Annotated in this window: 30 protein-coding genes; 15 read left to right on the top strand and 15 right to left on the bottom strand. The window is 62.0% G+C overall.

Annotated elements, in window-relative coordinates:
• Nucleotides 1-2: 2 nt before the first annotated feature.
• Nucleotides 3-629 (bottom strand): TetR/AcrR family transcriptional regulator, encoded by a 627-nt coding sequence (locus tag ATN37_RS28050; protein ID WP_218695902.1) that lies wholly within the window; start codon nt 627-629, stop codon nt 3-5.
• Entirely contained in the window at nt 626-1,282 is a 657-nt protein-coding gene (locus ATN37_RS28045; protein WP_007733534.1) for a TetR/AcrR family transcriptional regulator, read from the bottom strand. The genes ATN37_RS28050 and ATN37_RS28045 overlap by 4 nt, the downstream gene beginning before the upstream one ends.
• A gap of 183 nt (nt 1,283-1,465) precedes the next feature.
• Between ATN37_RS28045 and ATN37_RS28040 the strand changes: the two genes are divergently transcribed.
• The 7 genes from ATN37_RS28040 to fadD11 are packed head-to-tail and all read left to right on the top strand — an operon-like array spanning nt 1,466 to nt 9,735.
• The gene (locus ATN37_RS28040; protein ID WP_165639082.1) at nt 1,466-3,022 is read left to right on the top strand and encodes an NAD(P)/FAD-dependent oxidoreductase; all 1,557 of its coding nucleotides are present in this window, start codon (nt 1,466-1,468) and stop codon (nt 3,020-3,022) included.
• Nucleotides 3,022-3,954, top strand: a complete 933-nt coding sequence (locus tag ATN37_RS28035) for a metal-dependent hydrolase (RefSeq protein ID WP_165639081.1) — start codon at nt 3,022-3,024, stop codon at nt 3,952-3,954. Before ATN37_RS28040 ends, ATN37_RS28035 begins: the two co-directional genes overlap by 1 nt.
• Complete coding sequence (locus ATN37_RS28030; protein ID WP_007733536.1) at nt 3,951-5,042, top strand: PDR/VanB family oxidoreductase; 1,092 nt, start codon at nt 3,951-3,953, stop codon at nt 5,040-5,042. The genes ATN37_RS28035 and ATN37_RS28030 overlap by 4 nt, the downstream gene beginning before the upstream one ends.
• Nucleotides 5,039-5,539 carry an SRPBCC family protein gene (locus ATN37_RS28025; protein ID WP_165639080.1) on the top strand — a complete coding sequence of 167 codons (501 nt, stop codon included), beginning with the start codon at nt 5,039-5,041 and terminating at the stop codon, nt 5,537-5,539. Before ATN37_RS28030 ends, ATN37_RS28025 begins: the two co-directional genes overlap by 4 nt.
• Nucleotides 5,536-6,969: an aldehyde dehydrogenase family protein gene (locus ATN37_RS28020; protein WP_218695900.1), complete on the top strand. Its 1,434-nt coding sequence runs from the start codon at nt 5,536-5,538 to the stop codon at nt 6,967-6,969. Before ATN37_RS28025 ends, ATN37_RS28020 begins: the two co-directional genes overlap by 4 nt.
• Before the next feature lie 4 nt (nt 6,970-6,973).
• Entirely contained in the window at nt 6,974-7,936 is a 963-nt protein-coding gene (locus ATN37_RS28015) for an SDR family oxidoreductase (RefSeq protein WP_218695898.1), read from the top strand.
• A complete protein-coding gene (fadD11, locus tag ATN37_RS28010) occupies nt 7,933-9,735 on the top strand; it encodes a fatty acid--CoA ligase FadD11 (protein ID WP_081558307.1) in 1,803 nt (600 codons plus the stop codon). The genes ATN37_RS28015 and fadD11 overlap by 4 nt, the downstream gene beginning before the upstream one ends.
• On the opposite strand, the gene ATN37_RS28005 is transcribed toward fadD11, so the two are convergent.
• From ATN37_RS28005 to ATN37_RS27985, 5 genes are all read right to left on the bottom strand, one after another.
• A complete protein-coding gene (locus ATN37_RS28005) occupies nt 9,711-10,796 on the bottom strand; it encodes a sulfate/molybdate ABC transporter ATP-binding protein (protein WP_007733546.1) in 1,086 nt (361 codons plus the stop codon). The two genes, fadD11 and ATN37_RS28005, sit on opposite strands and share 25 nt — an antisense overlap.
• The gene (locus ATN37_RS28000) at nt 10,793-11,602 is read right to left on the bottom strand and encodes an ABC transporter permease (protein ID WP_020970514.1); all 810 of its coding nucleotides are present in this window, start codon (nt 11,600-11,602) and stop codon (nt 10,793-10,795) included. The genes ATN37_RS28005 and ATN37_RS28000 overlap by 4 nt, the downstream gene beginning before the upstream one ends.
• Nucleotides 11,599-12,408 (bottom strand): molybdate ABC transporter substrate-binding protein, encoded by an 810-nt coding sequence (modA, locus tag ATN37_RS27995; RefSeq protein WP_003940357.1) that lies wholly within the window; start codon nt 12,406-12,408, stop codon nt 11,599-11,601. The genes ATN37_RS28000 and modA overlap by 4 nt, the downstream gene beginning before the upstream one ends.
• Nucleotides 12,409-12,433: 25 nt before the next feature.
• Nucleotides 12,434-12,829, bottom strand: coding sequence for a molybdopterin-binding protein (locus ATN37_RS27990; RefSeq protein WP_003940157.1), 396 nt, complete (start codon nt 12,827-12,829; stop codon nt 12,434-12,436).
• A gap of 125 nt (nt 12,830-12,954) precedes the next feature.
• A complete protein-coding gene (locus ATN37_RS27985; RefSeq protein ID WP_007733549.1) occupies nt 12,955-13,533 on the bottom strand; it encodes a carboxymuconolactone decarboxylase family protein in 579 nt (192 codons plus the stop codon).
• A 135-nt stretch (nt 13,534-13,668) separates the two neighbouring features.
• On the opposite strand from ATN37_RS27985, the gene ATN37_RS27980 reads away from it, so the two are divergent.
• Nucleotides 13,669-14,859 carry a pyridoxal phosphate-dependent aminotransferase gene (locus tag ATN37_RS27980; RefSeq protein WP_003939670.1) on the top strand — a complete coding sequence of 397 codons (1,191 nt, stop codon included), beginning with the start codon at nt 13,669-13,671 and terminating at the stop codon, nt 14,857-14,859.
• A complete protein-coding gene (locus ATN37_RS27975) occupies nt 14,856-15,866 on the top strand; it encodes an AraC family transcriptional regulator (RefSeq protein ID WP_003940556.1) in 1,011 nt (336 codons plus the stop codon). The genes ATN37_RS27980 and ATN37_RS27975 overlap by 4 nt, the downstream gene beginning before the upstream one ends.
• Here the strand turns inward: ATN37_RS27975 and ATN37_RS27970 are convergent.
• On the bottom strand, nt 15,863-16,288 hold the full coding sequence (locus tag ATN37_RS27970; RefSeq protein WP_003940409.1) for a VOC family protein: 426 nt from the start codon (nt 16,286-16,288) through the stop codon (nt 15,863-15,865). The genes ATN37_RS27975 and ATN37_RS27970 overlap by 4 nt on opposite strands.
• Before the next feature lie 57 nt (nt 16,289-16,345).
• Nucleotides 16,346-16,786 carry an Lrp/AsnC family transcriptional regulator gene (locus ATN37_RS27965; protein WP_020970517.1) on the bottom strand — a complete coding sequence of 147 codons (441 nt, stop codon included), beginning with the start codon at nt 16,784-16,786 and terminating at the stop codon, nt 16,346-16,348.
• Between the two features lie 79 nt (nt 16,787-16,865).
• Between ATN37_RS27965 and ATN37_RS27960 the strand changes: the two genes are divergently transcribed.
• From ATN37_RS27960 to ATN37_RS27950, 3 genes are all read left to right on the top strand, one after another.
• Entirely contained in the window at nt 16,866-17,603 is a 738-nt protein-coding gene (locus tag ATN37_RS27960; protein WP_003940360.1) for an AzlC family ABC transporter permease, read from the top strand.
• Complete coding sequence (locus ATN37_RS27955; RefSeq protein ID WP_003940007.1) at nt 17,596-17,925, top strand: branched-chain amino acid transporter permease; 330 nt, start codon at nt 17,596-17,598, stop codon at nt 17,923-17,925. The genes ATN37_RS27960 and ATN37_RS27955 overlap by 8 nt, the downstream gene beginning before the upstream one ends.
• Nucleotides 17,926-18,065: 140 nt before the next feature.
• Nucleotides 18,066-19,211, top strand: a complete 1,146-nt coding sequence (locus ATN37_RS27950) for a HoxN/HupN/NixA family nickel/cobalt transporter (protein ID WP_007733551.1) — start codon at nt 18,066-18,068, stop codon at nt 19,209-19,211.
• Between the two features lie 21 nt (nt 19,212-19,232).
• Here ATN37_RS27950 and ATN37_RS27945 read toward each other — a convergent pair whose 3' ends face one another.
• From ATN37_RS27945 to ATN37_RS27935, 3 genes are all read right to left on the bottom strand, one after another.
• Nucleotides 19,233-19,601 (bottom strand): hypothetical protein, encoded by a 369-nt coding sequence (locus tag ATN37_RS27945; RefSeq protein ID WP_042451261.1) that lies wholly within the window; start codon nt 19,599-19,601, stop codon nt 19,233-19,235.
• A 300-nt stretch (nt 19,602-19,901) separates the two neighbouring features.
• On the bottom strand, nt 19,902-20,897 hold the full coding sequence (gap, locus tag ATN37_RS27940) for a type I glyceraldehyde-3-phosphate dehydrogenase (protein ID WP_218695886.1): 996 nt from the start codon (nt 20,895-20,897) through the stop codon (nt 19,902-19,904).
• Nucleotides 20,898-20,919: 22 nt separating this feature from the next.
• Nucleotides 20,920-21,498 (bottom strand): TetR/AcrR family transcriptional regulator, encoded by a 579-nt coding sequence (locus ATN37_RS27935; RefSeq protein WP_054188886.1) that lies wholly within the window; start codon nt 21,496-21,498, stop codon nt 20,920-20,922.
• A gap of 129 nt (nt 21,499-21,627) precedes the next feature.
• Here ATN37_RS27935 and ATN37_RS27930 point away from each other — a divergent pair, with 129 nt between their 5' ends.
• Both ATN37_RS27930 and ATN37_RS27925 read left to right on the top strand, forming a co-directional pair.
• The gene (locus ATN37_RS27930; RefSeq protein WP_218695884.1) at nt 21,628-22,212 is read left to right on the top strand and encodes a hypothetical protein; all 585 of its coding nucleotides are present in this window, start codon (nt 21,628-21,630) and stop codon (nt 22,210-22,212) included.
• Between the two features lie 191 nt (nt 22,213-22,403).
• Nucleotides 22,404-22,631: a hypothetical protein gene (locus ATN37_RS27925; RefSeq protein ID WP_020970523.1), complete on the top strand. Its 228-nt coding sequence runs from the start codon at nt 22,404-22,406 to the stop codon at nt 22,629-22,631.
• Between the two features lie 94 nt (nt 22,632-22,725).
• On the opposite strand, the gene ATN37_RS27920 is transcribed toward ATN37_RS27925, so the two are convergent.
• Nucleotides 22,726-23,142 (bottom strand): hypothetical protein, encoded by a 417-nt coding sequence (locus tag ATN37_RS27920; RefSeq protein WP_007733561.1) that lies wholly within the window; start codon nt 23,140-23,142, stop codon nt 22,726-22,728.
• 147 nt (nt 23,143-23,289) lie between these two features.
• Between ATN37_RS27920 and ATN37_RS27915 the strand changes: the two genes are divergently transcribed.
• Nucleotides 23,290-23,922: an alpha-ketoglutarate-dependent dioxygenase AlkB gene (locus ATN37_RS27915; protein WP_054188888.1), complete on the top strand. Its 633-nt coding sequence runs from the start codon at nt 23,290-23,292 to the stop codon at nt 23,920-23,922.
• Here ATN37_RS27915 and ATN37_RS27910 read toward each other — a convergent pair.
• Nucleotides 23,915-25,453, bottom strand: a complete 1,539-nt coding sequence (locus ATN37_RS27910; protein WP_058037803.1) for an AMP-binding protein — start codon at nt 25,451-25,453, stop codon at nt 23,915-23,917. The two genes, ATN37_RS27915 and ATN37_RS27910, sit on opposite strands and share 8 nt — an antisense overlap.
• Nucleotides 25,450-26,277 carry a crotonase/enoyl-CoA hydratase family protein gene (locus tag ATN37_RS27905; protein WP_003939849.1) on the bottom strand — a complete coding sequence of 276 codons (828 nt, stop codon included), beginning with the start codon at nt 26,275-26,277 and terminating at the stop codon, nt 25,450-25,452. The genes ATN37_RS27910 and ATN37_RS27905 overlap by 4 nt, the downstream gene beginning before the upstream one ends.
• Nucleotides 26,278-26,299: the final 22 nt, after the last annotated feature.

Here is a 26,299-nt window from a genome sequence, read left to right as displayed (position 1 = left end):
AATCAGGAATCCGCCTCGCACGCCGGCAGAACGTCACGCACGATGGCGAGCAAACTGCGTACCAGCAGAAGGTGCACCTGTTCGCGGTCGAGCGCTCCCGTCACCAACCACTGCTTACTGGCGGCCTTCGCCAAGCCTCCGTACGCCACGATCATCGAATGAACAGCAGCCTCACTGCCTTCACTCGGTCGGATCTCGAGCGCATCCATCATGCGTCGCGCAGCAACGTCGTCAGCATCCTGCAGGATCCGATCCATCTCGGGATCACGGCGGAGGTCGTCGGACATGACTGTCGAGATCCACATGTCGCGATGACGCCAGGCGACGTCGAGCCACCGATCGATCACGGCGCCGATCCGCTTCTCCTGGCTCGCCGATCGCGGAATGCGGTCCACCGCCACTTCGGGAATGAAGACGAACCGCCGCACGACGTCGAGATACAACTCCCGCTTGGAGCCGAAGTAATGATTGAGCAGCGGACGTCCGACCCCAGCCGCCTTGGCCAACTCGATCATCGAGACGTCGGCAAAAGACTTCTCCTCGAAAACCTTTGCCGCGCTGACAATGATCTGCTCACGCCGGTCTTCGGGACCGAGACGCCTTCCGCCTGTGGCCGACGCGGACGTCATTCTTTTCTCGCAGGCGTGCTGTTGACCGTCGCCTGCGCCTCGACCATGAGCGAAATGTGCTCCACCAAACGCTTTCGAGAGATCTTGGAGGACGGGGTGTGCGCCTGATAGATGAACGCGAGGGCACCGAACAGCCCCACTGAATTGAGTTCGGAGTTCGCGGAGTCGGTTGCCTCGCCGCCGTACATCAGCTCGAGCGACGCGGAAATCGGATTCGTGAACTCCGCCATCAATTCTCGCCCTCGATCCCACAGCGCAGGTTCCGCCTGGGATTCGACGAACATGATGCGTCCACGTCGAGGATCTTTGAATACGTAGTTGGTGAAGGCCTTCACCACGTGGCGGATCAGGGCCGACGGTTCGGAAGGCGCCGCCTCGAGAGCGTCCAGAATAGTGTCACGCGCACCGAGAACGACCTCGTCGAGCACGGCGACCAGCAGTTCGTCACGGTTGGCGAAGCTCTCGTAGAAGTACCGTTCGGTCAGCGCGGCCTCGCGGCAGGTCGCACGCATGGTCGCGGCGGCCGCTCCCTCGGTGCCCATGATCTGCAACCCGGCTTCGATCAGCTGTGTCCGGCGCGCGGCGCGGCGATCTTCCGGTTCCTGCCCACGCCACCTGCGCGGGCCGGTGCGCCGAGCCTCGGTATCCGTCATGTCCCCATGTTCTCACTGACCGGCAGCGCTCTCGACCTCAGGTTATCGCGGCGACCTCCGCAAGCGAACTGACATCGCCCGATGTCAATCAGTTGAATTCTGACATCAACCGCTGTTGACATCACTTGATGTCAGACTTACTCTTCGTTCAGTTGTTCACGCACCAATCAGGAGGCGTCACACATGGTCGACATCGACCCAACCTCGGGGCCATCGGCCGGTGACGAGGAAACTCGAACTCGCCGAACACGAGTCGTCGTCATCGGAGCCGGTTTCGGCGGCATCGGAACGGCTGTCCGCTTGAAGCAGTCCGGGATCGACGACTTCGTCGTTCTGGAACGTGGCGCGGAGCCCGGGGGGACCTGGCAGGTCAATACCTACCCCGGTGCACAGTGCGACATCCCGTCGATTCTGTACTCGTTCTCGTTTGCGCCCAATCCGAACTGGACGCGGCTGTATCCGCTACAGCCCGAGATCTACGACTATCTCCGGGATTGCGTCCATCGCTTCGGACTGGCCGGTCATTTCCACTGCAACCAGGACGTGACAGAAGCTTCGTGGGACGAGCAAGCCCAGATCTGGCGGGTACACACTGCGGAAACCGTGTGGGAGACACAGTTCCTGGTCGCGGCCACCGGCCCGTTCAGTGCCCCCGCCACACCCGACCTTCCCGGGCTCGAATCGTTTCGTGGTCAGATGTTCCACACCGCGGACTGGAACCACGACCACGACCTTCGCGGTGAGCGGATAGCCGTGGTCGGCACCGGTGCCTCTGCGGTGCAGATCATCCCCAGACTGCAACCGCTCGCGGACACGTTGACCGTGTTCCAGCGGACACCGACGTGGATCCTGCCGCACCCGGATCAGCCGATGACCGGCTGGCCGAGCGCTCTCTTCGAGCGGGTGCCGCTCACCCAACGACTGGCACGCAAGGGACTCGACCTGCTCCAAGAAGCCCTGGTACCCGGATTCGTGTACAAGCCGTCACTGCTCAAAGGGCTGGCCGCACTCGGCCGAGCACACCTTCGCCGGCAGGTGCGGGACCCGGAGCTTCGCGCAAAGCTGCTCCCCCACTACGCATTCGGATGCAAGCGTCCGACGTTCTCGAACACCTACTATCCCGCGCTGGCGTCACCCAATGTGGAGGTGGTGACGGACGGAATCGTCGAGGTGCAGGAGCGCGGAGTCCTCACCGCGGACGGCGCCTTCCGGGAAGTCGACACCATAGTCATGGGAACCGGCTTTCGTATGGGAGACAACCCGTCGTTCGACATCATCCGGGGCAAGGACGGCCGCAGCCTCGCGCAGACGTGGAACGGCAGTGCCGAGGCCTTCCTCGGCACCACCATCAGCGGGTTTCCGAACTTCTTCATGATCCTCGGCCCCAATTCCGTGGTCTACACCTCGCAGGTCGTCACGATCGAAGCGCAGGTCGAGTACATCGTGAGCTGCATTCTTCAAATGGACGAGCGCGGCATCGGCAGTATCGACGTCCGGGCAGACGTGCAGAGAGAGTTCGTGCGCGCGACCGACCGCCGACTCGCCACCAGCGTATGGAACGCCGGCGGGTGCAGTAGTTACTACCTCGTCGACGGCGGCCGCAATTACACCTTCTATCCCGGATTCAACCGATCCTTCCGCACCAGGACCAAACGAGCCGACCTCGCTCACTACGCGCAAGTACAACCCGTCTCGTCCGAATCACTCACCACTGCCCGAGAAACCGTGAGGAGCCGATAATGCTCGGCATCAACGCCTTCCGAGGCACACCCGTCGTCGCACCGTCCGGCGCGCGCCGCTACACCGACGAAGCACATGCGATCGCCGCCCGTGACGTCGAATTCGACTGGGACGGCGTACCACTGCATTACGTGCCGAACGAACCGATGGTCACCCACGTCATCAACTTCATGCATCTCGTGTTGCCCGAGGGAGAGCGGGCCATGTCCGCAACGCTCGCCGAAGCGCTCCCGCTCATCGAGGACTCCCGCCTGCACGAAGAGGTGGTGGGATTCGTCGGCCAGGAAGCAACACACGCGTCGTCGCACAAAGGTGCACGCGAGCATCTTGCGGACCTCGGCATGGACATGAAACCGATGTCACGCCGGATGGACTGGCTCGTGGACAAGATATTGGGCGACAAAGGATTGACCGGAAAAGCCAAGCACGCCTGGCTCTGTGAACGTCTCGGCTTGTTTGCCGCGATGGAGCACTACACGGCGGTGGTCGGGGAATGGCTGCTCACCGATCCCGCCCTCGAAGATGCCGGCATGCACCCGACGATGCTCGACATGGTCAAGTGGCACGGCGCCGAGGAAGTCGAGCACCGCAACGTGGCCTTCGACGCCTACATGTACGTGGACGGTAGCTACGCCCGCCGCGTTCGCACGGCGCTACTCGCCAGCTTCACGTTGTTCGTGTTGTTCATCGCCTCGATGAACTACCTCTTCCGGCAGGACCCGTCGAAGGCGAAGGGCCGCCTGTGGCCTCTGCAACTGATCAGCGCCACTCGCCGCGGCCTGGTCCCGAACATGAAATTCCTGATCACCGAGATTCCTCCGTATCTGCGGCCGAGCTTCCATCCGTCCCAGATCGGGGACATGGACGTAGCCATGCGCTACCTCGCTCGCTCACCTGCCGCCAATCGTTCTTCCGAAAAGAGTGAAGGATGAACAAGACGACTGCCGACCGTCCTCACGACGCACAAGACTTCACACCGACCCGGTCGTTGAGGATTGCCGCACAGGCGACGAGCGCATACCGTCGAATCTTTGCGTCAAGTCCTGCAGCGCAGATACTTTCGCGTCCCAACCCGGTCCGCTACAGCGGATTCGACATGACGCTGGACGTGAAGTCCGTCCGGTTCGAGTGCGCAGACGTCCTGAGTGTCACCTTGACCCCGAGGGAAGGAATCACCCTGCCGTCGTGGATTCCCGGCGCTCACCTAGACGTCATTCTCCCCTCGGGAAGGCAACGACAGTATTCGTTGTGCGGAGACCCCGACGACTTGACCTCGTATCGGATCGCCGTCCGGCGGATCGACGAAGGCGGGGGCGGCTCCCGCGAGATACACGAGTCGCTGAAACCCGGAATGGTTGTCGACGTACGAGGGCCGCGGAATGCATTTCCTTTTGTCACTGCTCCGTCGTACCTCTTTGTTGCGGGCGGAATCGGGATCACTCCGATACTTCCCATGGTGCAACGCTGTCACCGCCGCGGAGTCCCGTGGCGATTGGACTATCTCGGACGAACTCGGGCAGCTATGCCATTCCTGAACGAGATCGAGGAGTATTCCAGCGGCCGGGTAACCATCCGACCCGACGACGAGCTGGGTCCGACGGATATCGGAACACTCGTCGCTGCTGCGGATCCAGGTGCCGCGGTGTACACGTGCGGACCGGTTCCGCTGATGAACACGGTGCGTGCGGCAACTTTCGCCGCCAACCCGACCGGATCGGTGCACAGCGAGAGGTTCTCCCCACTCCCGGTAGTCGACGGCAAGGAGTTCACGGTGCATCTGGCGCGCACCGGACTCACCGTCGATGTGGGCGAGTCCGAAAGTGCATTGGCTGCAATACGACGCGTACTTCCCGGAGTAGCGTATTCATGCCAACAGGGCTTCTGCGGTACATGCAAGGTCCGGGTGCTCTCCGGGACCGTCGAGCATCGAGACACCCTCCTCACCGAATCCGAACGTACTGGTTCGATGTTGACCTGTCGATCACGTTCCACCGGTGGGTCTTTGGTGGTGGACCTGTGAAGGGAAAATTCTCTCTTTCTGCGGCCGACGCAGCCTTCAGCCGCTCCGCTCCGCTGGTGATCACTCACCGGATCGAATCCGAAGCGACATGTGAAAGCTTGTGGCAGACGTTGACCTCGGACGGAGCGCTCACGTCGTGGGCGCACGGGATCACCGGAGCCGACTGGACCTCGGACAGACCATTCGGCGTCGGGACTACGCGAACCGTGCGAGCCGGCGCTTTTGCTGCACTGAACGAGCGATTCTTCCGCTGGGACGAGGGGCGCCGGATGTCGTTCTACGTGGAGTCGGCGTCACTTCCGGGGTTCAAACGCTTCGCTGAAGATCTGGTGTTGGAACCGACTTCGACTGGCAGCCGCCTCACCTGGACGTTCGCTGTGCAAGCGCAGCCGTGGTTCGCCCCCATTCTGACTCTGTCCCGACCGATCCTCCAACGCGTCACCCGCGGCTGGGCCGACGGCGCCGTCCACCACACACTTCAAGGAACTCCACGATGACGGCGACCGAGATCGACACGACCACACAGGCGTCCGACGACACAGTGACACAGGCAGTGCGCGACGCCCGTACTGCTTCCGAATGGTGGGCAGAACTGACATTCGAGCAACGCGCTCGTCGACTGGATCGGTGGCGAGGAATCATCGCTCGTCGCGCATCCGAACTCGCCGACGTCGTGCACCGGGACATGGGCAAGCCGCACCCTGACGCGATGCTCGAAATCGCCATGGCACTAGAACATCTCGCGTGGGCGTCGAAGAATGCCCGAAAGGTATTGGGCAGGCGCAGCGTCCGCTCCAGTTTGTTGACGGTCAATCAGGCCGCCTCGGTGGAGTATCGACCTCTCGGGGTGATCGGTGTGATCGGTCCGTGGAACTATCCGGTCTTCACCCCACTCGGTTCGCTCTCGTTCTCGCTGGCTGCAGGCAACGCCGTGGTCTACAAGCCGAGTGAGTTCGCACCGGCAGTCGGGCAATGGTTGGGCCGCGCCTTCGCCGAGGTCGTCCCTGAACATCCTGTGCTGCAGGTCGTCACGGGCGATGGTTCGGTCGGCGCGGCACTGTGCCTGGCCGGTGTCGACAAGATCGGGTTCACCGGATCGACCGCGACGGGCAAGAAAGTCATGGCAGCGTGCGCCGAGACCCTCACACCGGTGTTGATGGAATGTGGTGGTAAGGACGCGCTCATCCTTGATGCCGACGGAAATGTCGGTGCCGCCGCGGATGCTGCGGTGTGGGGAGCATTGTCCAACTCCGGTCAAACCTGTCTGGGCGTCGAGCGTGTGTACGTGCACGCACATGTCTACGGCGAGTTTATCGACAAGACAATCACTTTGGCTGCCCGAGTTCATGCGGGTCCGGGTGCCGAAGACAAGATCGGTCCGATCACCATGCCCTCGCAAGTGGCTGTAATCCGGCGCCACATCGACGACGCGATGTCGCGGGGTGGACGTGTCGTTCTCGGAGGGCTCGGCTCGATCTCCGGCCAGTACGTGCAACCGACCATCATGGTCGACGTCCCCGAAGACAGCCTCGCCGTCACGGAGGAAACTTTCGGCCCGACGATGACGATCACCAAGGTCGCCTCGATGGACGAGGCGGTGGAGTTGGTCAATGCGTCGCCATACGCATTGGGAGCAAGCGTGTTCGGCAAGGACGGAGCGGCTGTTGCCGATCGGCTCCGATCCGGAGGAGCGTCGGTGAACTCTTACGTGATGTATGCCGCGGTTCCCAACCTGCCACTGGGTGGGGTCGGAGCATCTGGTTTCGGACGCGTTCACGGCCCAGATGGTCTGAAGGAGTTCACCTACGCTCGTTCGACGACTCGGCAACGATTCCGTTCGCCCCTACCACTGACGACGTTTCGAAGGACCGCCCGAATCGACTGGCTGGTCAAGGTTCTCATCCGCGCACTACACGGAAGGCACTGAAGCAATGACGGGACGCTTGTCCGCAATTGCGGGAACAGTCCGCGATCTGGGCATTCCACTGCCCGGACGCCGACTCGACTACGACGTCGCCGGGAAGGTCGTACTGATCACCGGTGGAGGCGACGGTATCGGTGCAGCGCTGGCGCGCACTCTCCACCGGCGTGGGGCCACCGTGGCACTGGTCGACGTCAACGAGAGTTCATTGGCAACGGCCGAGCGCTCATTCGAGTCACAGCGAGTCGTGACGGTGACGGCCGATGTCCGAGATCGGGACGGCATGACCGCAGCCGTGCAAACGATCATCGAGCAGCTGGGCAGAATCGACGTCGTAGTGGCCAACGCCGGAATCACCCCTCCCCCGGCAACATTGCGCCAGATCAATCCCGACGCCTTCGATCGTGTGCTCGACGTCAATCTCACCGGCGTCTTCAACACCGTGCATCCGACCATCGACGAGGTGATCCGCAACAGTGGGCACATCGTCGTCGTGTCATCGGCGGCGTCGTTCGCCCCCGGTTTGGGCGGCGCTTCGTACATGATCAGCAAGGCTGGGGTCGAAGCGCTCGGCCGGGCGCTGCGTCTCGAGGTTGCCGGCTACGGCGCTACTGCCGGCATCGCGTACTTCGGGATGGTGGATACACAACTTGCACGCGCAACACTCGACGACGACGAGATCGGGCGCAAACTCGACGCTCGACTACCTGGTCCCCTCCGTCATCGAATCTCCCCGGACCGTGCCGCCACCGTGATCGCCGACGCGATCGCGCGCCGCGCCGCCCGGACCCTTGCCCCCGCTGCCTGGGAACCCTGGGCGTGGGGACGCGGATTCATCAATGTCCTTGCCGACGGTTACCTGGCAAAAGACAAACAGGCACACGACCTGATCCGCGAACTCGAAGACAGAACCACCGCTGCGGCCCCGACGAATGCATCAGCCCTGCCAAAGGCATCCAGGAGAACATCATGACTACGTTGTGTGCAGCCTTCCAGCGAGTGTCGGCGGTAGCGCCCGACGCGGTGGCTTTGCGAGACATCGGCGATGCGCGAACACTGACGTGGCGCGCGTACGGCGAACAGGTTCGCGATGTTGCCGCGGGATTGGCCGGAATCGGCGTGGGACATGGCGATACGGTTGCATTGATGATGAGTAACCGCATCGAGTTCTACCCGATCGACGTCGGCGCCCAACACCTCGGCGCGACATCCTTCTCCATCTACAACACGTCGGCACCCGAAGGCATCCAGTACATCCTCGCCAATTCCGGTGCGCGAGTGCTCGTCTGCGAGGCCCAGTACGTGGATACCGTTCGCCGATCCGGTGCCACACTCGACACGATCGTGGTCGTCGACGCGCAACCGTCTGCCCAGCAGTCCGGCACCCTGACGCTGGAGCAGATGAAGTCCTCTGCTGCCGCCGATTTCGATTTCGAGAGCACCTGGCGTGCGGTGAAACCGAACGACGTCGCCACGTTGATCTACACCTCCGGCACGACCGGCAACCCCAAAGGCGTCGAGACGACTCATGCCTGTCTGTTGTTCGAAACCACCGCCGTCAGTGCTGTACTCCCCGTCGAGTTCGGTGACCGCATCACCTCGTACATGCCGTCGGCGCACATCGCCGATCGGCTCACCTGCCTGTACATGCAAATGGTGTTCGGCACCCAGATCACTGTCGTGCCGGATCCGAGCCAGGTAGCGGCTGCGCTTCCGGACTGTCGCCCCACGATCTGGGGCAGCGTCCCCCGTGTGTGGGAAAAGCTGAAGGTTGCAGTCGAATCGGCCGTCGCCAACGAACCGGACGACGCGCGGCGAGCGGCATTGCAGTGGGCACTCGACGTCGGTCGCACTCGGCTCGCACACTTGCGAGCCGGTGAAACAGTCCCCGCCGAACTGGAAGCGGACTACGCCCGAGCCGATGCAATGGTCCTCTCCGCTCTGCGTGCGAAACTCGGTTTTGCCGAACTGAAGTGGGCCATCTCTGGCGCCGCACCGATTCCGCCGGACACCTTGGCATTCTTTGCAGCCCTGGGAGTTCCGATCTCGGAGATCTGGGGAATGTCCGAGCTGACATGCATTGCGAGCACCGCACCGGCCGAGCCGACCAAGCTGGGAACGGTCGGAAAGTTGCTCCCCGGCATGGAAATGCGCATCGAGGCGGACGGTGAGCTACTGGTTCGAGGACCGTTGGTCATGAAGGGGTACCGCGGCGAACCGGCAAAAACGGCCGAAGCGATCAGTGCAGACGGTTGGCTTTCGACCGGAGACATCGTCACGGCCGACGCAGACGGATACCTCACGGTGATCGATCGCAAGAAGGAGCTGATCATCAATGCGTCGGGAAAGAACATGTCCCCCGCTGCCATCGAGACCGCAGTGAAGACGTCGTCGTCGTTGATCGGTGAGGTCGTGGCGATCGGAGACGGCCGAAAGTTCAACACAGCGTTGATCACTCTCAGCGCCGACGCCGCGGTCGGAGCGGCATGCTCACTGGGACTTGCGGCCGAGGCCGCGGTACTCGCCAAGGACGCTCGGATCGTCGACATCGTTGCAACTGCTGTCGCCGAGGGAAACTCGCGTCTGTCGAGGGCCGAGCAGATCAAGCGGTTTCACGTACTCACCACGTTCTGGGAGCCAGGCGGCGACGAGCTGACACCGACGATGAAGCTCAGGCGCAAGCCGATAGCCGAGAAGTACGCGTCCGAAATTGCAGCCCTCTATGCGGATTCGGTCGTAGAGGACGTCTACGAGCCTGCGCCCTGCGCATAGATCAGCGTCTCGGTGGCCTTGACCACAAACGTAGCGGCCGATCCCGGAACCAGATCGAGCTCGGCCGCTGCGCTCGCCGTGATGTCGGCAGACAAGCCCGGCTGGCCGGCTTCGTCCTCGGCTCGGACTCGGACGACATCGCCTCGATTTTCGATCTCCGCGATCGTGACCGCAAACGCGTTTCGTGGGCTCCCGTGAGGCGGATCCAGGTAGACCGACACTGCTCGCGGCTCGAAGACTGCCACGGCGGCACTGCCGGCCGGTAGGTCGGTCTCCGTCTGGCCCGCGATATCCACCCCGACCGGACTTCTGAGCATTCCGTCTCCGGCCATCGTGCCGCTGCGCAAGTTGATCCCTGCGATGCGTGCTGCAAATGCACTACGCGGGCGAGTCAGAACTGTTCGTACGTCACCACGTTCGACGACCCGGCCGCCGTCCAGCACGACAACGGTATCGGCAAGGGCCAGCGCATCCAGAGCGTCGTGCGTGACGAGCACGGCCGTGCGATCTCCTGTTCGGAGCACTCTACGCAGCAACGACCGCAATGCCGGGGCGGAGGCGACGTCGAGCGCAGACATCGGTTCGTCGAGCAGGAGTAGTTCGGGTTCAGCAGCCAATGCCCTCGCCACTGCGACTCGTTGCGCTTGACCGCCGGAGAGCTGTGACGGCTTGCGGTCAGCCAATTCGGCGGCGTCGACTGCGTCGAGCCAGTGGCGCGCGGAATCGGCGGAATCGCGACGCGACCGCCCTGCACTGCGCGGCGCGAACGCCACGTTCGCGGCCGCACTGAGGTGGGGAAAGAGAAGTGCCTCTTGCGCGAGTAGAGCAGTGCCGCGCCGATGCGGCGCCAACGCGACTCCCCTACCGGTATCGGTGAGAACGCGAGAATTCAGTTCGATCAACCCACGCCGCGGGTGATGTAGTCCGGCAACCGCCGCCAGTACCGTCGACTTGCCTGCGCCGTTCGGTCCGAGGACAGCGGTCACCTCACCGGCCGCGACGTCGAACGTCGCAACGACATCGCGCTCCGGAATCTCGATGTCGACGTGGAGGCCACTCACAACGAACCCGCCGATCCGCGTCCACGCACCGCAACCACGATGACCACCGCGACTACGACCAACACCAGCGAAAGCGCTACCGCTGCATCCGGATCGGTCTCACGCTGGAGATAGATTTCCAACGGCAGGGTACGCGTGACCCCTTGCAGACTTCCCGCGAACGTCAGCGTTGCACCGAACTCCCCCAGTGCGCGAGCGAAAGCCAGCACTGCCCCTGACACCAGACCGGGAAGCACCAGCGGCAAAGTCACCCGGCGAAGCACGGTGGTCGGGCGGGCTCCGAGCGTCGAGGCTACGGCCTCGTATCGTGTGCCCGCAGTGCGTAGCGCACCTTCGAGGCTGACGACGAGGAACGGTAGCGCGACAAACGTCTGCGCCAGGACCACCGCGGTTGTCGAGAATGCTATCTGGATGCCGAGCACTTCCAACTGCTCACCGATCAACCCTTTGCGCCCGAACGTGTACAGCAACGCGATACCGCCCACCACTGGCGGCAGAACCAGCGGGAGCAGAATCAAGGATCGAAGAACGGACAGTCCCCGAAAATGACTGCGCGCCAACACCGCGGCCATCGGTACCCCGAACAGGATGCACAGCAGCGTGCTCATTGCCGCTGTCTTCAAACTCAGTTTCAACGCGGCAACCGACGATTCGGAAGTCACGAGTTCCCAGAACTGCGACCACTGCACGGTGGCCAGCATCGCCGCCAAGGGCGCGATGACAAACGCTCCGCCGATCAGCGCCGGAAGGTAAATCCATACCGGCAACCCGAGCGGAGCCCGGACCGCCGGTCTTAGGTGTGTCACGGGGCAGCGAATCCCGCGTCACTCAGAACTGCCAGGCCCTTGGGCCCCTTCACGAGATCGACGAATTTGGTTGCCGTTCCCGAATTCTTCGAATCCTTCAGCACCGCAATCTGGTACAGGTTGACCACCGTGGTGGCCTCCGGGAACGCGACGGTCTGAACCTTGTCACCAGCGGACTTCGCGTCGGTGACGTAAACGATGCCGGCATCGGCCTGCCCGGACGTCACCTTGTTGAGAACGTCGGTCACCGACGATTCTTCGCTGACGGGCGAGAGGGTCTCGCCTGTGGCCGTCTCGACCTTCTTCGTAGCCGCGCCACAAGGGACCTGCGGAGCGCAGATCACCAGTTGCGTCCCCTCCTTTGCCAGATCGGCGAACGACGCGATGCCCTTCGGATTGCCCGGCGGCACAACAATCGTCAAGGTGTTGCTCGCGAAGTCCGAGGGCGACCCCGCGACGACGCCGGCGTCGGTGGCCTTGGTCATGTTGGCGGCGTCAGCCGAGGCGAACACGTCAGCCGGTGCGCCCTGAGTGATCTGAGCGACGAGGTCCGAGGACCCGGCAAAGCTGAAAGTGACCGATGAACCGGGGTTCTCGGACTCGAATTCCTTGCCGAGTTCGGTGAAGCTGTTCTTGAGTGACGCCGCCGCGAAGACGGTGATACTTCCCGTGGCACTCTCACTCGAAGTGGTTGTGGTCGGAGCGGCCGACGACGTCTCCGACGAAGAATTGTCGGAGGAACTACAACCGGTCACCAGGGCAAGCGAAAAGGCACCTGCTGCAACAAGTCCGACTACACGCTTCACGAATTTCCTCCAGTATGTTCAAAAACTACGGCGTTTCCACGATGACCGTGGTGGCCTTCACGATTGCGACTCCGATACTCCCGACCTCGAGTCCGAGCTCCCGAACCGCGTCGGTACTCATCAACGAGACGACAGTGAAGGGCCCACACTGCATTTCGACCTGAGCCATCACCTTGTCGGTGACGACCTTGGTGACGAGGCCGGCGAACCGGTTGCGGGCCGAACTCGCACCCGTGAGCGGATCGGCCGGTGCGGGTCCGGCGTTGGACCGGGCGAAGCCCGCCAACTCGGCACCGTCGATGACCTTGCGGCCGGAGTCGTCCGTCGTCGCGGTGAGAAGCCCACCGTCGACCCACCGCCGGACGGTGTCGTCACTGACACCGAGCAGGCCGGCAGCTTCGCGGATTCGAATGTTGGGCACCAGGTGATCGTAGGTCGCAAGTGCGGACCTAACAAGCCGGAATGCTCCGCAGATGCGTGAACTAGTCAATCATGATCACGTATCTGCGGAGCATTGTCGATAGTTGCCGTAGACGAATCAGCGCATCATTCTTCTGCCCAGGGCACACGGCAGGAGTCGGTGCTGAACCCCTGCTCGGTAATCCCCAACGCCGAATACATCCGGGCGCGCATGTTTTCGAGCCCGATCTGATAGGTCAGTTCCACGACGCCCGCTCGCCCGAACCTGCGCTCGAGATCCGCGACCTGTTCGTCCGTCACCCCGTTCTCCCCATGGGGGTCACCGGTCATGGCGTCGGCGTAGGCGATCGCGGCCCGCTCGTCTTCGCTGTACTTCGATGAATCCCGGTAGTTCGCGATCTCTTTCAACTTGTCGATGTCCAAACCGTCCAAGCGCGAGAGCATCGTCCCGAAGTCGACACACCACGAGCAGCCGACAGTCCAGGCGACGCGATAGACGGCCAGTTCACGAATGTTCGACGGCAGCACCTTCGACGCCTTCTGCACAGCCATTTCGTGGCGGGCAGCCGCTACGAACAATTTCCGATGGTTGGCCAGGACGGCAAAGGGCTCGGGGACTTCGTCGTACTGCCTGGCGGCGAATTTGTATGCCACTTTGATCAACGGACTGGCTTCTGACGGTGTCACTGCGGGAATGCGAGTCATGGCAAGCCTCCGTATGTTCTGGGGCACCGGATTCGATGCTCTCTACAGAGTTGGACGATGGCGGCGATTCAAACGTGACAAGCACCGCGTCCGAGCGGATGTGAGGATGCGGTGTCAGCCGACTAAGCTGCAAAGATGCCTTCGACGCCCCGCAACCGCACCGTCTCGCGTCTGCAGCCGTTCGCATCCACGATCTTCGCCGAGATGACAGCGTTGGCCACACTTCACGACGCGGTCAACCTCGGTCAGGGCTTTCCGGATACCGACGGTCCTGCGGCCATGCTCGAGGTAGCGCGCCGAGCCATCGCCGAGGGCGTCAATCAATACCCGCCCGGTCCGGGCATGCCCGTCTTGCGTCAGGCCATCGCGGAGGATCGGCGCATCCGCTACGGACTCGACAGTGATCCCGACTCCGAAGTTCTGGTCACCGTCGGCGCCACCGAGGCGATCAGTGCTGCGATTCTCGGACTGGTCGAACCCGGCGAAGAAGTAGTGCTGATCGAGCCGTACTACGACTCCTACGCTGCATCCGTCGCGTTGGCAGGCGCTGTACGTCGCACAGTTCCGTTGGTAACCGCGGGAGACGGATTTGCGGTCGATCTCGATGCATTGCGCGGCGCGATCACCGCCAAGACGAAGATGCTGATCGTCAACAGTCCTCACAACCCCACCGGCACCGTATTCACCGATCACGAACTTCGAGCGATCGCCGAACTCGCGTGCGAACGCGACCTGATCGTGTTGAGCGACGAGGTCTACGAGCACTTGGTCTTCGACGGCCTCACCCACACACCGATGGCGTCGCTCCCGGGCATGCGTGAGCGCACCGTCACGGTGTCCAGTGCGGCAAAGACTTTCAATGTCACCGGCTGGAAAACCGGCTGGGCGATCGGCCCGCGCGAACTCATCGACGGAGTCCGTGCCGCCAAGCAGTTCATGTCATTTGTTGCCGGTGCACCGTTCCAACCGGCCGTTGCCTACGCGCTCACCAACGAACAGCCGTGGGTCGTCGAACTTCGACAGAGCTTGCAAGGCAAACGCGACGTACTCGGTAAAGCTCTGACCGAGGCCGGTTTCACGGTGCATTCCGGTGGCGGCACGTACTTCCTCCTTGCCGACATCAGACCGTTGGGCGAAACCGATGCGGGAGATTTCTGCCGCGCACTGCCCGAGCGAATCGGCGTCGCGGCCGTTCCGGTCGACGTGTTCGCGGACAACCGCGACGATTGGAAGCACCTGGTGCGCTTCGCCTTCTGCAAGCAGGACCACATTCTGTCCGAAGCTGCACGCCGTCTCCACCTGCTCCAAGGAGCAGCGCACCCATGACAGCGCGGACCATCCCGACCGCATTCGTCCACCGCTATCTCGCGTTCTCGCCGGACAACGACGTCGACTTGTCGGGTGCACTGCGCGCTGCCGGGATCGACCTCGAGACACTGTCCGACCCGCGCGCCCGGCTGACCCCGACTCAGGTCACCACGTTCATCCAATCCACCTGGCAGATCACCGACGACGAATTGTTCGGCCTCGGATCCGCCCCGGTCCCCCGTGGCACTTTCCGATTGATCTGCCTGACGTTGATCCATTGCCCTGATCTCGGATCGGCCTTCGCTCGAATGTCCGACGTGATCCGTGCGCTACCGGCTCTGGCCCCACTGTCGATCGAGAAGGGCGAGGAAAGCACTCGGGTGAGTTTCGCTGTCCGAGCTCGCGAAGGCGTCGCCGAACCTGATGTCGCAGAACGTGTCACAACCGATTTCGTCCTGATCTTGCTGCACCGATTTTCCGCATGGTTGATCGGAAAGCGCGTCCGACTTCGGGCGGTCGAATTTCCGTACTCGGCACCGGATGCACGGTTGGCGCAGGACTACGACTACATCTTCGGAGCGCCGGTCACCTTCGGCGCGAAGCGCGCGGCACTGGAGTTCGACAACTCGGCCATGCGTGCACCGATCATCCAAACCGAGGAGACGTTGGAGGAGTACCTCCGAGAATCTCCGATTCAGCTCATGTCCGAACGTGATTACGACAGCACTGCGTCGGCGCAGGTACGACGGGTCCTGGAGCTCGGGGTGAAGGGGCGAACCTCCACTGCCGAGGAGATCGCGGAGATGCTTTCGATCAGCGTTCCCCATCTGCGTCGACTGCTGCGGCGTGACGGAACATCACTGAATCAACTACGCGAGGAAGTGCTCCGCGACGTAGCCATCGCTGGTTTGCGGCGCGGAGAATCCGTCGAAGTACTCTCGGCGCGATTGGGGTTCTCCGAGCCCAGCGCCTTCCGTCGGGCCTTCAAACGATGGACCGGCGACACTCCGAGTTCGTACCGCTAGCTGACGCAGAACTCGTTTCCTTCGGGATCGGTCATCGTGATCCACACGCTCGGCCCCTGCGCTCCTCGGTGCAGGATCGTCGCCCCCACCGTCTCGAGGTGCGCTGCGACATCCTCGCGCTTGTCGCCCACTCGTATGTCGAAATGGAGCCGGTTCTTCACCGTCTTCGATTCCGGAACCAATTGGAACAGAACGCGGGGACGTTCGGGATGCTCCGGATCGCTGATGGCCGCACCTTCGCGCCAGACGAGGACTCCCTCGAATGTCGTGGTGTCGGATTCCTTGGCGTGACCAGCGGCGACGAGGCCCCTGATGAAATCTTCGTCGCTGGGCTCCGCTGCCCACCCGAGTGCTGCGGCCCACCACTTCGCCTGTTCGTGCGGATGTGCCGAATCTACTGTGACTTGAAATTCGTATCCCATGTTCCGACGTTAACGCCGACCACCGACACCTAGTGAAGGTTCAGCCGAGCCCGGGAGTCAGTCGACGCTCTTGATGGTCTTCATGGTGATCAGCGATGTCACCCGCGAGACAGCCGGAAGCCCGCTGAGCTTGGTGACCATGAAGTTCTCGTACGTCGCGAGATCTTTCACCGCGACGCGAATGAAGTAGTCGGGAATTCCGAACAACCGCCGACATTCGATCACTTCGTCGAAGGCGGCGACCTGGGATTCGAAGTCCTCGATGGTGGCCTGGTCGTTGACTCCGATCTCGGCGGTGACGATCACCTGAAATCCTCGACCGAGCGCTTCCTGACTGACGATCGCCCGGTACCCGGTAATGATTCCGTCGGCTTCGAGCTTCTTCACCCGACGCAGGCAAGGTGAGGGTGTCAGACCCACCAGATCCGCCAACTCGGTGTTGGTCAAACTCGAGTCCTGGCGTAGGTGAAACAAAATTGCGTCATCCATGGCATCCATCGCACTATTATTGCGCACTGTTCAATATGTGGGCATTCTGAGCAATCGATCACCTCGATCTTTGTTATAGATTTGCGTCGTGATCGAACCAGCATCGTCGACGGCCGCACCGGCCGTCGAACTCCCACCGCGAACCCCGGCGTGGCGGCACGCCTTCCAGCTGTCGCTACCGGTTGGATTCGGCCTGCTCCCACTCGGGATCGCACTTGGTGTTCTTGTGGTCCAACAAGGGCTCAGCCCTTGGTGGGCAGTCGCTTTCACCTCGCTGATCTACGCCGGATCGCTGGAGTTTCTCGCGGTCGGAATGGTCGCGGCCATGACACCGCTGCCGTACGTTGCTCTGACCGCACTGCTGGTCAACTTTCGACATGTGTTCTACGCCTTGAGTTTTCCGCTGGAAAAGATTCGCAACCCCTTCGCCCGCTTCTACAGCATGTTCGCGCTGACCGACGAGGCCTATGCGATGTCGGTAACTGCCGATCCCAAGGCACTCACCGGACGCGTCATCGTCTACTCCCAGCTGTACCTGCACGGCTACTGGATCGGTGGCGCGATCCTGGGCGCGACGGCAGGACAGTGGATTCCGGACTCGATCGTCGGCCTCGACTTCGCCCTGACGGCGTTGTTCGTCGTCCTCTCGATCGAAGCGATTCGCGCACAAAACGGATTCGCGGTGCCGGTCGCCGCGGTCACCTGCGCTCTGGTCGCCCGGCTCGCAGCGCCGGACCACATGCTGCCAATTGCGATGGGCGCCTTCGTGCTCTTCCTGATCGGGCGCTTTGTCTACGACTCACGAAAGGCGAAGATCGATGCCTGACACCTCGTACATCTTTGCGGCGGTCGCAGTCATGGCCGTGGTCACCTTCGCGCTGCGCGCAATCCCCTTCGCCGCGCTCATGCCGCTGCGCTCCTCCGCCCTGGTCGGCTACCTCGGCATCTACATGCCGGCAGGCGTCATGTTGATTCTCGTCATGTATTCACTCAAAGGGGTGTCGATCACCGCCCCTTCTCATGGCCTACCCGAACTGATTGCAGTGTGCGCCACGATCGCCGCGCACCTCTGGCGAAAGAATGCCGTCCTGAGCATCGTCGTCGGAACGACGATCTACGTTGCGCTGGTCAATACCGTGTTCGCCTGAGCATTTCCCATCGACGAGCAAAATATCTTTACTCCCGAATGGGCAATTTGTAACCTCCAGGCGCTTATCTGAACAGTTGAACACTTATACGATTTCAGTAGCGTGGCCGCCGGCCGCGACTGAAAGATCGGTGAGGTTCGATGTCCACGACAATGACAACGACGGGCACCCGAATCGCCGGTGCTTGGCACAGTCTGGATCGAGGCCAGCGTCGAAGCATCATCGGGATGACCGTCACCGTCGTAGCGCTCAACGTCGTCGGGTGGGCAGTTCTTCTCGGCCTGGTTGTCCCCGGCCACTACACGATCGAAGGCAGTGTCTTCGGCGTCGGACTCGGTGTCACGGCGTACACGCTCGGCATGCGCCATGCTTTCGACGCCGATCACATCGCCGCTATCGACAACACCACTCGGAAGTTGGTAGCGGACGGCAAGAAACCGATGTCCGTCGGGTTCTGGTTTTCGCTCGGACACTCGACCATCGTCTTCGTACTCGTCGCCCTCTTGGCTTTGGGTGTGCGGCAACTGGCCACCAGCCTTTCCGACGACAACTCCGATCTGGAGAAGTGGACCGGCTTGTTCGGCACCACCATTTCCGGCACGTTCCTGATTTTGATCGGAATCTTGAACCTTGTCTCTCTCATCGGGATTCATCGGGTGTACACGAAGTACAAGGCCGGAACCTTCGACGAGGAACAACTCGAGAAGGAACTCGACAGCCGTGGCGCCCTGAACAAGATTCTGGGCCCGGTGATGAAGATGGTTCGCAAGCCCTGGCACATGTACCCGGTCGGCCTACTGTTCGGATTGGGATTCGACACCGTCACCGAAGTCGGGCTGTTGGTGATCGCCGGTGGCGCGGCGGCGACAGGGCTCCCGTGGTATTCGATCCTCGTTCTGCCGATCCTCTTCTGCGCCGGGATGTCGCTTTTCGACTCGATCGACGGATCGTTCATGAACTTCGCCTACGGTTGGGCATTTGCTCAGCCGGTCCGAAAGATCTACTACAACATGGTGATCACCGGACTCTCGGTGGCAGTCGCCCTGCTGATCGGGTCCCAGGAAATCATCTCGATCTTCACCGACAAACTCGACATCCACGACGGGTTTCTCGGCGCCATCGGGAACTTGGATCTCGGCGCGATGGGCTTCATCATCGTCGGACTCTTCGTCGCCACCTGGCTGATTGCTCTACTCGTGTGGCGGTACGGCCGCATCGAAGAACGGTGGCAGGCTCAGTCCGGTGCAGCAGTAGCCCGACGAGCGACAGCAGACGAAGCGATGTGAGTTCGACTCGGTCCCGCAGAATCACGGGCCACCCGAAAGCGAATAGCTGATGTACGTCTCGCCCCATTTCAGGTACGCGCTCGACGTCGCCTGGCCGCGGATCTGGTCGTTCTGCCACTGGTAGACAGCGCGCCACGGAAATACGGAACTCACTTGTTCCAAGGTGTACTGCTCACGATGGCCCTGCGCGAATCGCTGTTCGAGATCTTCACGAGTGCGCGGCGGGAAATTGCTGATCAGGTAGGTCCGGCCGAGAGCCTCGATGCGCCCTGGCGGCGCAAAGACATCAGCGCTGCGATAAGTGAAGGCCGCATACAGGTAGGCCGCCACCACAATCGTTGCCAGCGCTACCGCGCCGATCTTGAATGCACGTCGAAGCAGGGTCGGCATGGCTCACAGTACATCGACTGCGTCCCGATCTGATGCGGGTCGGCGGCAGCCGCACCTCCCGATTTCCTCGAGCCCAGACCACCTTCCGACTAGTACGGTGAGATCACCGGCAACCGATCTACGGCAACGATGGCGGACTCGCTCGACAACCCAGCGCCCTCTGCCACAGGTGAGGGCACATCGCGGCCAATCATTGCGGGCACCACGCACCAGTGCGGTCCATACGAGGGTCCCCCATGGGAAATGAGTTTCCGTCGCACAGCCTCCACGACCGAAGCCTTCCGCCCCTGCGTCTGGTCGCTATGGGCCAACCCGCTGCGAAAGCTCGACGAGCCGGTTCGAGAATCCCCACTCGTTGTCGTACCAGGCGAAAACCTTCACTTGTTCGCCGACGACCTGTGTGAGGGGCGCATCGAAGATTGCCGAGTGGGGATTGCCGACTATGTCGGCAGAGACAAGTGGCGCCTCCGAATAGGCAAGGTAAGACGAGAGTTCGGGAGTCTGCGATGCGACGCGAAACGCTTCGTTGATCTCCACGACAGTCGCCGGTCGTGAGAGATGGGCAGTGAGGTCGGTGATAGAACCGACTGGCACGGGGACGCGCAGCGAGAGTCCGGTCAATTTTCCGTCCAGCTCTGGGATGATCCGCCCGATGGTGGCGGCGGCGCCGGAGGAAGTCGGGATCGTAGACAATGCCGCGGCACGAGCGCGCCGGAGATCGCTGTGAGGAGCATCGTGGAGGCGCTGGTCGCTGGTGTAGGCGTGGATCGTCGTCATCAGTCCGGACTCGATGCCGAACGCCTCGTGCAGCACCTTAACCATCGGTGCGAGGCAGTTGGTCGTGCAGGATCCGTTCGAGAATACGTCCTCCGACATGTCGAGGACGTCGTCGTTTACTCCGAGTACAACTGCAGGGACATCACTGTCGGCGGGAGCCGAAATGATCACCTTTCGCGCTCCCGCTGTCAGGTGTTGGCGAGCGTTGACCGAGTCCGTGAATCTGCCGGTCGACTCTATGACGACATCGACGCGTTCGACTCTCCAGGGGATGAGGGACGGCTCGCGCTCAGAGGTGACGCGAATGCGCTTTCCTGCAACGAGAATCGCGTCCCCGTCGACCTCGACGCCGTCCAGATGACCGGACACCGAGTCCCACTCCAGGAGCGAAGCGAGGGTTGCGGCGTCGGCGATGTCGTTGATCGCGACGATCTCGACATCTGCATCGCTGCTTAGCGCAGCCCGCAGGTAGCTGCGACCGATACGGCCGAAGCCGTTGATTCCGATACGAACGGACATTGATTTCTCTTTCTCGAGTTGGTCAGTGATCGGTGCAGAGAGCGGACTGGGCGGCGTCGAGCAGGGAAATGGCTCCACGAACCGCCGCGTCCATCGGGCCCTGTTCACCCTGCGCGCGGGCAAGTACATAGCCGCCCTGCAGGACGGCTGCCAGCGTTCGCGCGAGATCCGCCGGGACGATGCTCGTCGGAAGTTCTCCTGCAGCAATCGCGGCAGTGATCGCCCGCTCCCAATGGTTCAGCATGGTGTCGAAGGCATTCGCAACAACTGCGATCAGTTCTGCATCCGTGACCACTTCCGGGTCCTGGGTCATCCGACCCACCCGGCACCCCCGAGTACCCGGCCGCGGCAATGAGAGGTAGCGCTTCATCTGTTCGAGGGGCGAGCCTTCTCCACCCAACGGAGATGACTCGCCCGTCATTTCTCGGGTAACTGCAGACAGCGCCTCTACCGCGAGTTCGTGCTTTCCACTGAAATGGTGATACATGCTGCCCTGGCCAACCCCGGCACGTGTCATCACGTCGCGTGGGCTCGTCGCTGCATAGCCGCGCTCCCACAACAGCTCTGCCATCGCACCCGTCAGCTGGTCCTTTGAGTTCACCAATCGACTGTAACAACTAGTATGTACAACCTCAACGTAGGTTCGACCAACAGGCCGGCCGGGCGATTGTGCGGTGATCGACCAGAGCATCGTTGCCGTTCTGGACGTGGCATCTGCAAGACTCCTGAAATGAAGCACGTCGGGCGCGAGGCAGCGGCACTGCTCAACGGGGCCGGGATCGAACTCAGCGAGGGTCTGACCGACGCAGAGTTCGAATCCGTCCACAAACGCTTTGGATTTCACTTCAACCCAGACCACCGCAGCCTTCTTGCCACTGCGTTACCACTTGGCGACCGTTGGCCGAACTGGCGTAGCGCCGACGACCTCGAGTTGGGTACTTGGCTAGATAAAGTCACCGAAGGTTTCATTTGGGATGCACTGCATCAACAACCACCGTTCTGGCCGGCATCGTGGGGCAGAATGCCCGCCTCACCCGAGGACGTCACCACAATCGTGCGTCAACAGATCGGAGCGTGGCCGCGCCTTGTCCCGATCTTCGCTCACCGCTTCACGCCCGCCGCACCCTCCCCCTCGGGATCGCCGGTGATCTCCGTGTGGCAGACCGACATCGTCTACTACGGGGCAAACCTCCTCGAATATCTCGCCAATGAGTTCCCCCTCGGACAGGGCCGAAAGACACTCTCTCCCATTAGCGTCCGCGTACCGTTCTGGTCCCGATTCATCGAGGCGGCCAACCGCGCGGAATCGATCTGACCGGCCAAAGGTCCTGTTCTGCCTGCCAAGAGTTTCGCAGACGAATTTCGCGGGTATTGATCACTTGCGGCGGCGATTTCCAGAGCGAGGGGTCAGCCGCGCAAGGTCTGCCCCCGGCTGTCACTCGCCGGGCGGCGGGCCGCCAAAACCAGCGGGCCGCCAGAAACTATCTGTGCCAGGCGATGATTTCGATGCAAACGACACGACTCGACACCATCCTGATTCTGATCGTCGGGACGGCAATCGGACTGAGCGTCTGGCTGGCTACGCAGGAACCATTCGCGTCGATCGGACTCGGAATCGCAACGGTAGTGATCTGCTGGATCTCTTGCTCGATGATCCATGGCTTCCCACACCGATCGACGAAGGACATGCGTCCGCGCGAGAACCAGGATCGCGAGTCACCGAAACGGCGCTGACGCCGCGTAGGGATGAGGCCAACCGTGGAGGCCCGGACACAGCGAAGTGAGTGGTTCACCTACCGCAGGTGAACCACTCACTTCGGTCAGAGGATCACACCTCGTCAGGTCGCCAGGTCGCGACGGCCCAGATCACAGCGACGTCGAGGGCGATGATCACGATCGACCACAGCGGGTAGTACGGCATCCACAGGAAATTCGCCACGATCGAAAGTGCCGCGATGACGAATGCCATCCCGCGGGCCCACGCCATGCCGACGAACAATCCCAGCGACACCGCGATGCCGATGATTCCGAGCACGATGTGGATCCAACCCCATGTCGTGACATCGAATTCGAAGGTGTAATTGACTCCGACGATCAGCAGGTCGTTGTCTGCGAGAGCCGCGATGCCCTGCAGCAACGCGACGATTCCCGCGACGAAGAGCAGGCAGGCTGCCGCCACCGTGGTCCCGATGGCAAAGCCCTGTCGGACAGGATGGTTCGCATGAGATTGGTGCGGAGCAGTCATGACGTCCCCTTCTTCGGCGAAATAGCGTGAGAACAGTATTCAAAGGTTCACGCCGACGGACATCACCCAGCAAGGATGAACAGCCGTCCAGCACTGCAATCAAAATTCATGGGAACATATGTTCGATTTCGGTGTACGGTGGAGCCTATGCCCGCCACGATGCAACCGTCTCTGTTCGACAACGGTGACCTCGGCGTTTCTTTGGCCGATCTCGACGGCACGGTGCAGCGACGTATTCTCACCGCCGGCGCATGGGTCGACCATCGCCCGGCCTGGCTGACCGGATCGGAGGCCGTGTTCGACAATCTGGAAGCTACGGTGCCGTGGCGTTCCGAACGGCGTCAGATGTACGACCGCGTTGTCGACGTCCCTCGTCTGGTGTGTTTCTACGCAGAGAATCAACCACTGCCGGACGCACTTCTCACCGAAGCCAAAGACGCGCTGAGCAGTCACTACTTCGACGAACTCGGTGAACCATTCGCCACGTCGGGTCTCTGTTTCTATCGCGACGGTTCCGACAGCGTTGCCTGGCACGGGGACGATACGGGACGAAGTCGCACCGAGGACACGATGGTGGCCATCCTGTCTCTCGGTGCGGCTCGCCCGCTCCTATTGCGCCCTCGTGGGGGCGGCGAATCCATCCGCTTCAATCTCGGACACGGAGATCTACTCGTCATGGGCGGATCCTGCCAACGCACGTGGGAACACTGTGTCCCGAAGAGTGCGCGGGCCCTCGGGCCGAGAATCAGCGTTCAATTCCGCACTCGCGGAGTTAGATAGCGTCGCGGAGTTCGTCTCGCAGCGCCTTCCGATTGAGCTTGCCGACGGCCGTCTTCGGTATGGATTCTGCGAAAACAACCCGACGCGGCTTCTTGTACGACGCCAGTCGCTCGCCGACGTGCGCGACCAATGATGCTTGCAGTACGTCGTTTTCGACGGTCCCGTCCTCGAGCACCACCACAGCCGTGACCGCCTCCACCCACTTGGCGTCGGCGGTACCCACCACGGCGACCTCACGGACAGACGGATGCGTCAGGAGTGCATCCTCGACTTCACGGGGGTAGACGTTGTATCCGCCGCTGATGATCATGTCCGAAGCTCGGTCCTTCAAGAACAAGAATCCTTCGGCGTCGAACTGACCGATGTCACGGGTGTGAACCCAGCCGTCTTCGGTGAAGGTGTCCGCATTCAGTTCCGGTGCATTGAAGTATCCGGCGATCGCCGATGGCGAGCGGATCACGATTTCACCCGGTTCTCCCTGGGGCACTTCGTTTCCCTCGCCGTCGAGCAGCCTGATCTCGACGTCGATGGCCGGCTGACCACAGGACAGCAGGCGATCTTCCGTGTGATCTTCGGGCCGTAAGACTGCAATACACAGCGGTGCCTCGGTCTGCCCGTAGTACTGGAGAAAACGGTGTTGCCCCCACGCCTGCATCGCCCGTTCGATGGTGGCCAGCGGCATCGGCGACGCACCGTAGATCACGGATTTCAGACTCGAGATGTCTGCGCTCGCAAAATCAGGGCGTTCGAGGAGCATCTGAATCATCGTCGGCACCAGATTGATTGCCGTAGCCCGATGCTCGGTTATCGAGTCCAAGAAGGTCGACGGGTCGAAACCGGGAAGGATGACGGTCTTACCGCCACGGAGCCAGAATGGAAGCACGAAGACACCGCTGGCGTGAATCAGTGATGCTGCGTGCAACATCGTGTCGTCCTGAGTCGCCGGAAGCAGATTGAGCAGAACATTGCGGCAGATTCCGGCGTAGCTGCGCTGAGTGTGCTGCGCGGCCTTCAGCGTTCCCGTGGTCCCGGAAGTGAACAGCGTCAGGATCACGTCGTCGGGATCTACCTCGACGTCCGGAGTGGCCGAAGACATGCCCTGTGCTCGATCCAACAGCGAAAGCTGCCCCTCCGCACCTGTTTCCAGCCCGACGAACGTCCGATCCGGGAACCTGGCGGACAGTTCAGCAGCTCGGCCGGCAAGGTCAGTACCGAAAACGACGTGCGAGGTGTCGGTGTCCTCGAGCATTCGTGCGTGCTCGTCGAGCGAGAGTCGCGAGTTGAGCGGAACCCTGTTGATGCCGGCTTTGACACACGCAAAATCGACAGGCACGCTGGCAAGAGAGTTGTTGACCAGCAACGCAACCCGTGCGCCACGCCCGATACCGAGCGCGATGAATGTATGCGCCAATCGGCTGCTGAGTTCGTCCACTTCCGTGAACGTCATCGATCGATCGCCGAAGACGACGGCTGTTCGCGGTCCGTGCTGTCGCGCACCACGGGCGATCAGATCTCGGGTTACGGGCATCATGGTTCAGTTTCCTCGTTCGAATTCGGGTTGTTCTCGAATCGGCCGTGCCGGCCGGCGCCCGCGGCGAACGCAGCAGCGCCGCGCACACCTTCGGCGATGACAATGGGATTTCCTGCGACCCCCTCGGCGCGCAGTGCTTCGGCAAGTGGTAGATCAAAAGATCGGTAGGCCGATGCGCGATCCGCGAGCATGCAGAGTTGTGGGAAAGCGGACAACTGGTGCGCAAGCTCCTTGGCTACCTGGAGTGACTGCCCCACTGGAACAACACGATTGGCCAGTCCGAAGGCCAACGCCTCCGAAGCGTCGACCGGGCGACCGGTCAAGATCATGTCGAGCGCTCGCCCCTGCCCGACGATTCGCGGCAGTCGCACGGTCCCGCCGTCGATGAGAGGAACTCCCCAGCGCCGGCAGAAGACTCCGAACACGGAATCCTCCTCGCAGATCCTCAGGTCCGCGAGCAATGAAAGCTCGAGCCCTCCGGCCACTGCGTATCCACTGACGGCGGCGATCAACGGTTTGGACAACACCAACCGACTCGGCCCCATCGGGCCGGTGCCGCCGCCTTCCGGATGCAACTCGTGCACGCGCGCGGGGTCGGAGACTGCGGTCAAATCCGCACCGGCACAAAATGTGCCGCCCGCACCCCACAGAATTGCCACCTTCTGACTCTCGTCCGACTCGAATTCCAGGAAGGCATCACGCAACTGCGCCGCCATCGGCCCGTCCACCGCATTCTTGCGATCAGGGCGATTCATCACGATGACAGTGACGCCACCGTCACGCTCCACATAGACATCGCCACCTGGTCGATCGGAGTCGGTCACGATATTTCCTCACTGCTCGCGG

Origin of the sequence: Rhodococcus sp. MH15, assembly GCF_019266045.1 — a bacterium.
GTDB classification, from domain to species: Bacteria; Actinomycetota; Actinomycetes; order Mycobacteriales; family Mycobacteriaceae; genus Rhodococcus_F; species Rhodococcus_F qingshengii.
The sequence above is the reverse complement of the archived record's forward strand: the minus strand, read 5'-3'. Positions and strand labels throughout refer to the sequence as shown.

What these genes read in the sequence shown, in the direction of transcription:
- ATN37_RS28030 (WP_007733536.1), top strand. Translation starts at nt 3,951, where the DNA reads ATGAACAAGACGACTGCCGACCGTCCTCACGACGCACAAGACTTCACA.
- ATN37_RS28050 (WP_218695902.1), bottom strand. Translation starts at nt 629, where the DNA reads ATGACGTCCGCGTCGGCCACAGGCGGAAGGCGTCTCGGTCCCGAAGAC.
- ATN37_RS27915 (WP_054188888.1), top strand. Translation starts at nt 23,290, where the DNA reads ATGCCCGCCACGATGCAACCGTCTCTGTTCGACAACGGTGACCTCGGC.
- ATN37_RS28045 (WP_007733534.1), bottom strand. Translation starts at nt 1,282, where the DNA reads ATGACGGATACCGAGGCTCGGCGCACCGGCCCGCGCAGGTGGCGTGGG.
- ATN37_RS27925 (WP_020970523.1), top strand. Translation starts at nt 22,404, where the DNA reads ATGCAAACGACACGACTCGACACCATCCTGATTCTGATCGTCGGGACG.
- ATN37_RS28020 (WP_218695900.1), top strand. Translation starts at nt 5,536, where the DNA reads ATGACGGCGACCGAGATCGACACGACCACACAGGCGTCCGACGACACA.
- ATN37_RS27910 (WP_058037803.1), bottom strand. Translation starts at nt 25,453, where the DNA reads ATGATGCCCGTAACCCGAGATCTGATCGCCCGTGGTGCGCGACAGCAC.
- ATN37_RS27975 (WP_003940556.1), top strand. Translation starts at nt 14,856, where the DNA reads ATGACAGCGCGGACCATCCCGACCGCATTCGTCCACCGCTATCTCGCG.
- ATN37_RS27965 (WP_020970517.1), bottom strand. Translation starts at nt 16,786, where the DNA reads ATGGATGCCATGGATGACGCAATTTTGTTTCACCTACGCCAGGACTCG.
- ATN37_RS27985 (WP_007733549.1), bottom strand. Translation starts at nt 13,533, where the DNA reads ATGACTCGCATTCCCGCAGTGACACCGTCAGAAGCCAGTCCGTTGATC.
- ATN37_RS27920 (WP_007733561.1), bottom strand. Translation starts at nt 23,142, where the DNA reads ATGACTGCTCCGCACCAATCTCATGCGAACCATCCTGTCCGACAGGGC.
- ATN37_RS27955 (WP_003940007.1), top strand. Translation starts at nt 17,596, where the DNA reads ATGCCTGACACCTCGTACATCTTTGCGGCGGTCGCAGTCATGGCCGTG.
- ATN37_RS27930 (WP_218695884.1), top strand. Translation starts at nt 21,628, where the DNA reads ATGAAGCACGTCGGGCGCGAGGCAGCGGCACTGCTCAACGGGGCCGGG.
- ATN37_RS28035 (WP_165639081.1), top strand. Translation starts at nt 3,022, where the DNA reads ATGCTCGGCATCAACGCCTTCCGAGGCACACCCGTCGTCGCACCGTCC.
- gap (WP_218695886.1), bottom strand. Translation starts at nt 20,897, where the DNA reads ATGTCCGTTCGTATCGGAATCAACGGCTTCGGCCGTATCGGTCGCAGC.
- ATN37_RS27945 (WP_042451261.1), bottom strand. Translation starts at nt 19,601, where the DNA reads ATGCCGACCCTGCTTCGACGTGCATTCAAGATCGGCGCGGTAGCGCTG.
- ATN37_RS28040 (WP_165639082.1), top strand. Translation starts at nt 1,466, where the DNA reads ATGGTCGACATCGACCCAACCTCGGGGCCATCGGCCGGTGACGAGGAA.
- ATN37_RS28015 (WP_218695898.1), top strand. Translation starts at nt 6,974, where the DNA reads ATGACGGGACGCTTGTCCGCAATTGCGGGAACAGTCCGCGATCTGGGC.
- ATN37_RS27970 (WP_003940409.1), bottom strand. Translation starts at nt 16,288, where the DNA reads ATGGGATACGAATTTCAAGTCACAGTAGATTCGGCACATCCGCACGAA.
- ATN37_RS27980 (WP_003939670.1), top strand. Translation starts at nt 13,669, where the DNA reads ATGCCTTCGACGCCCCGCAACCGCACCGTCTCGCGTCTGCAGCCGTTC.
- fadD11 (WP_081558307.1), top strand. Translation starts at nt 7,933, where the DNA reads ATGACTACGTTGTGTGCAGCCTTCCAGCGAGTGTCGGCGGTAGCGCCC.
- ATN37_RS27950 (WP_007733551.1), top strand. Translation starts at nt 18,066, where the DNA reads ATGTCCACGACAATGACAACGACGGGCACCCGAATCGCCGGTGCTTGG.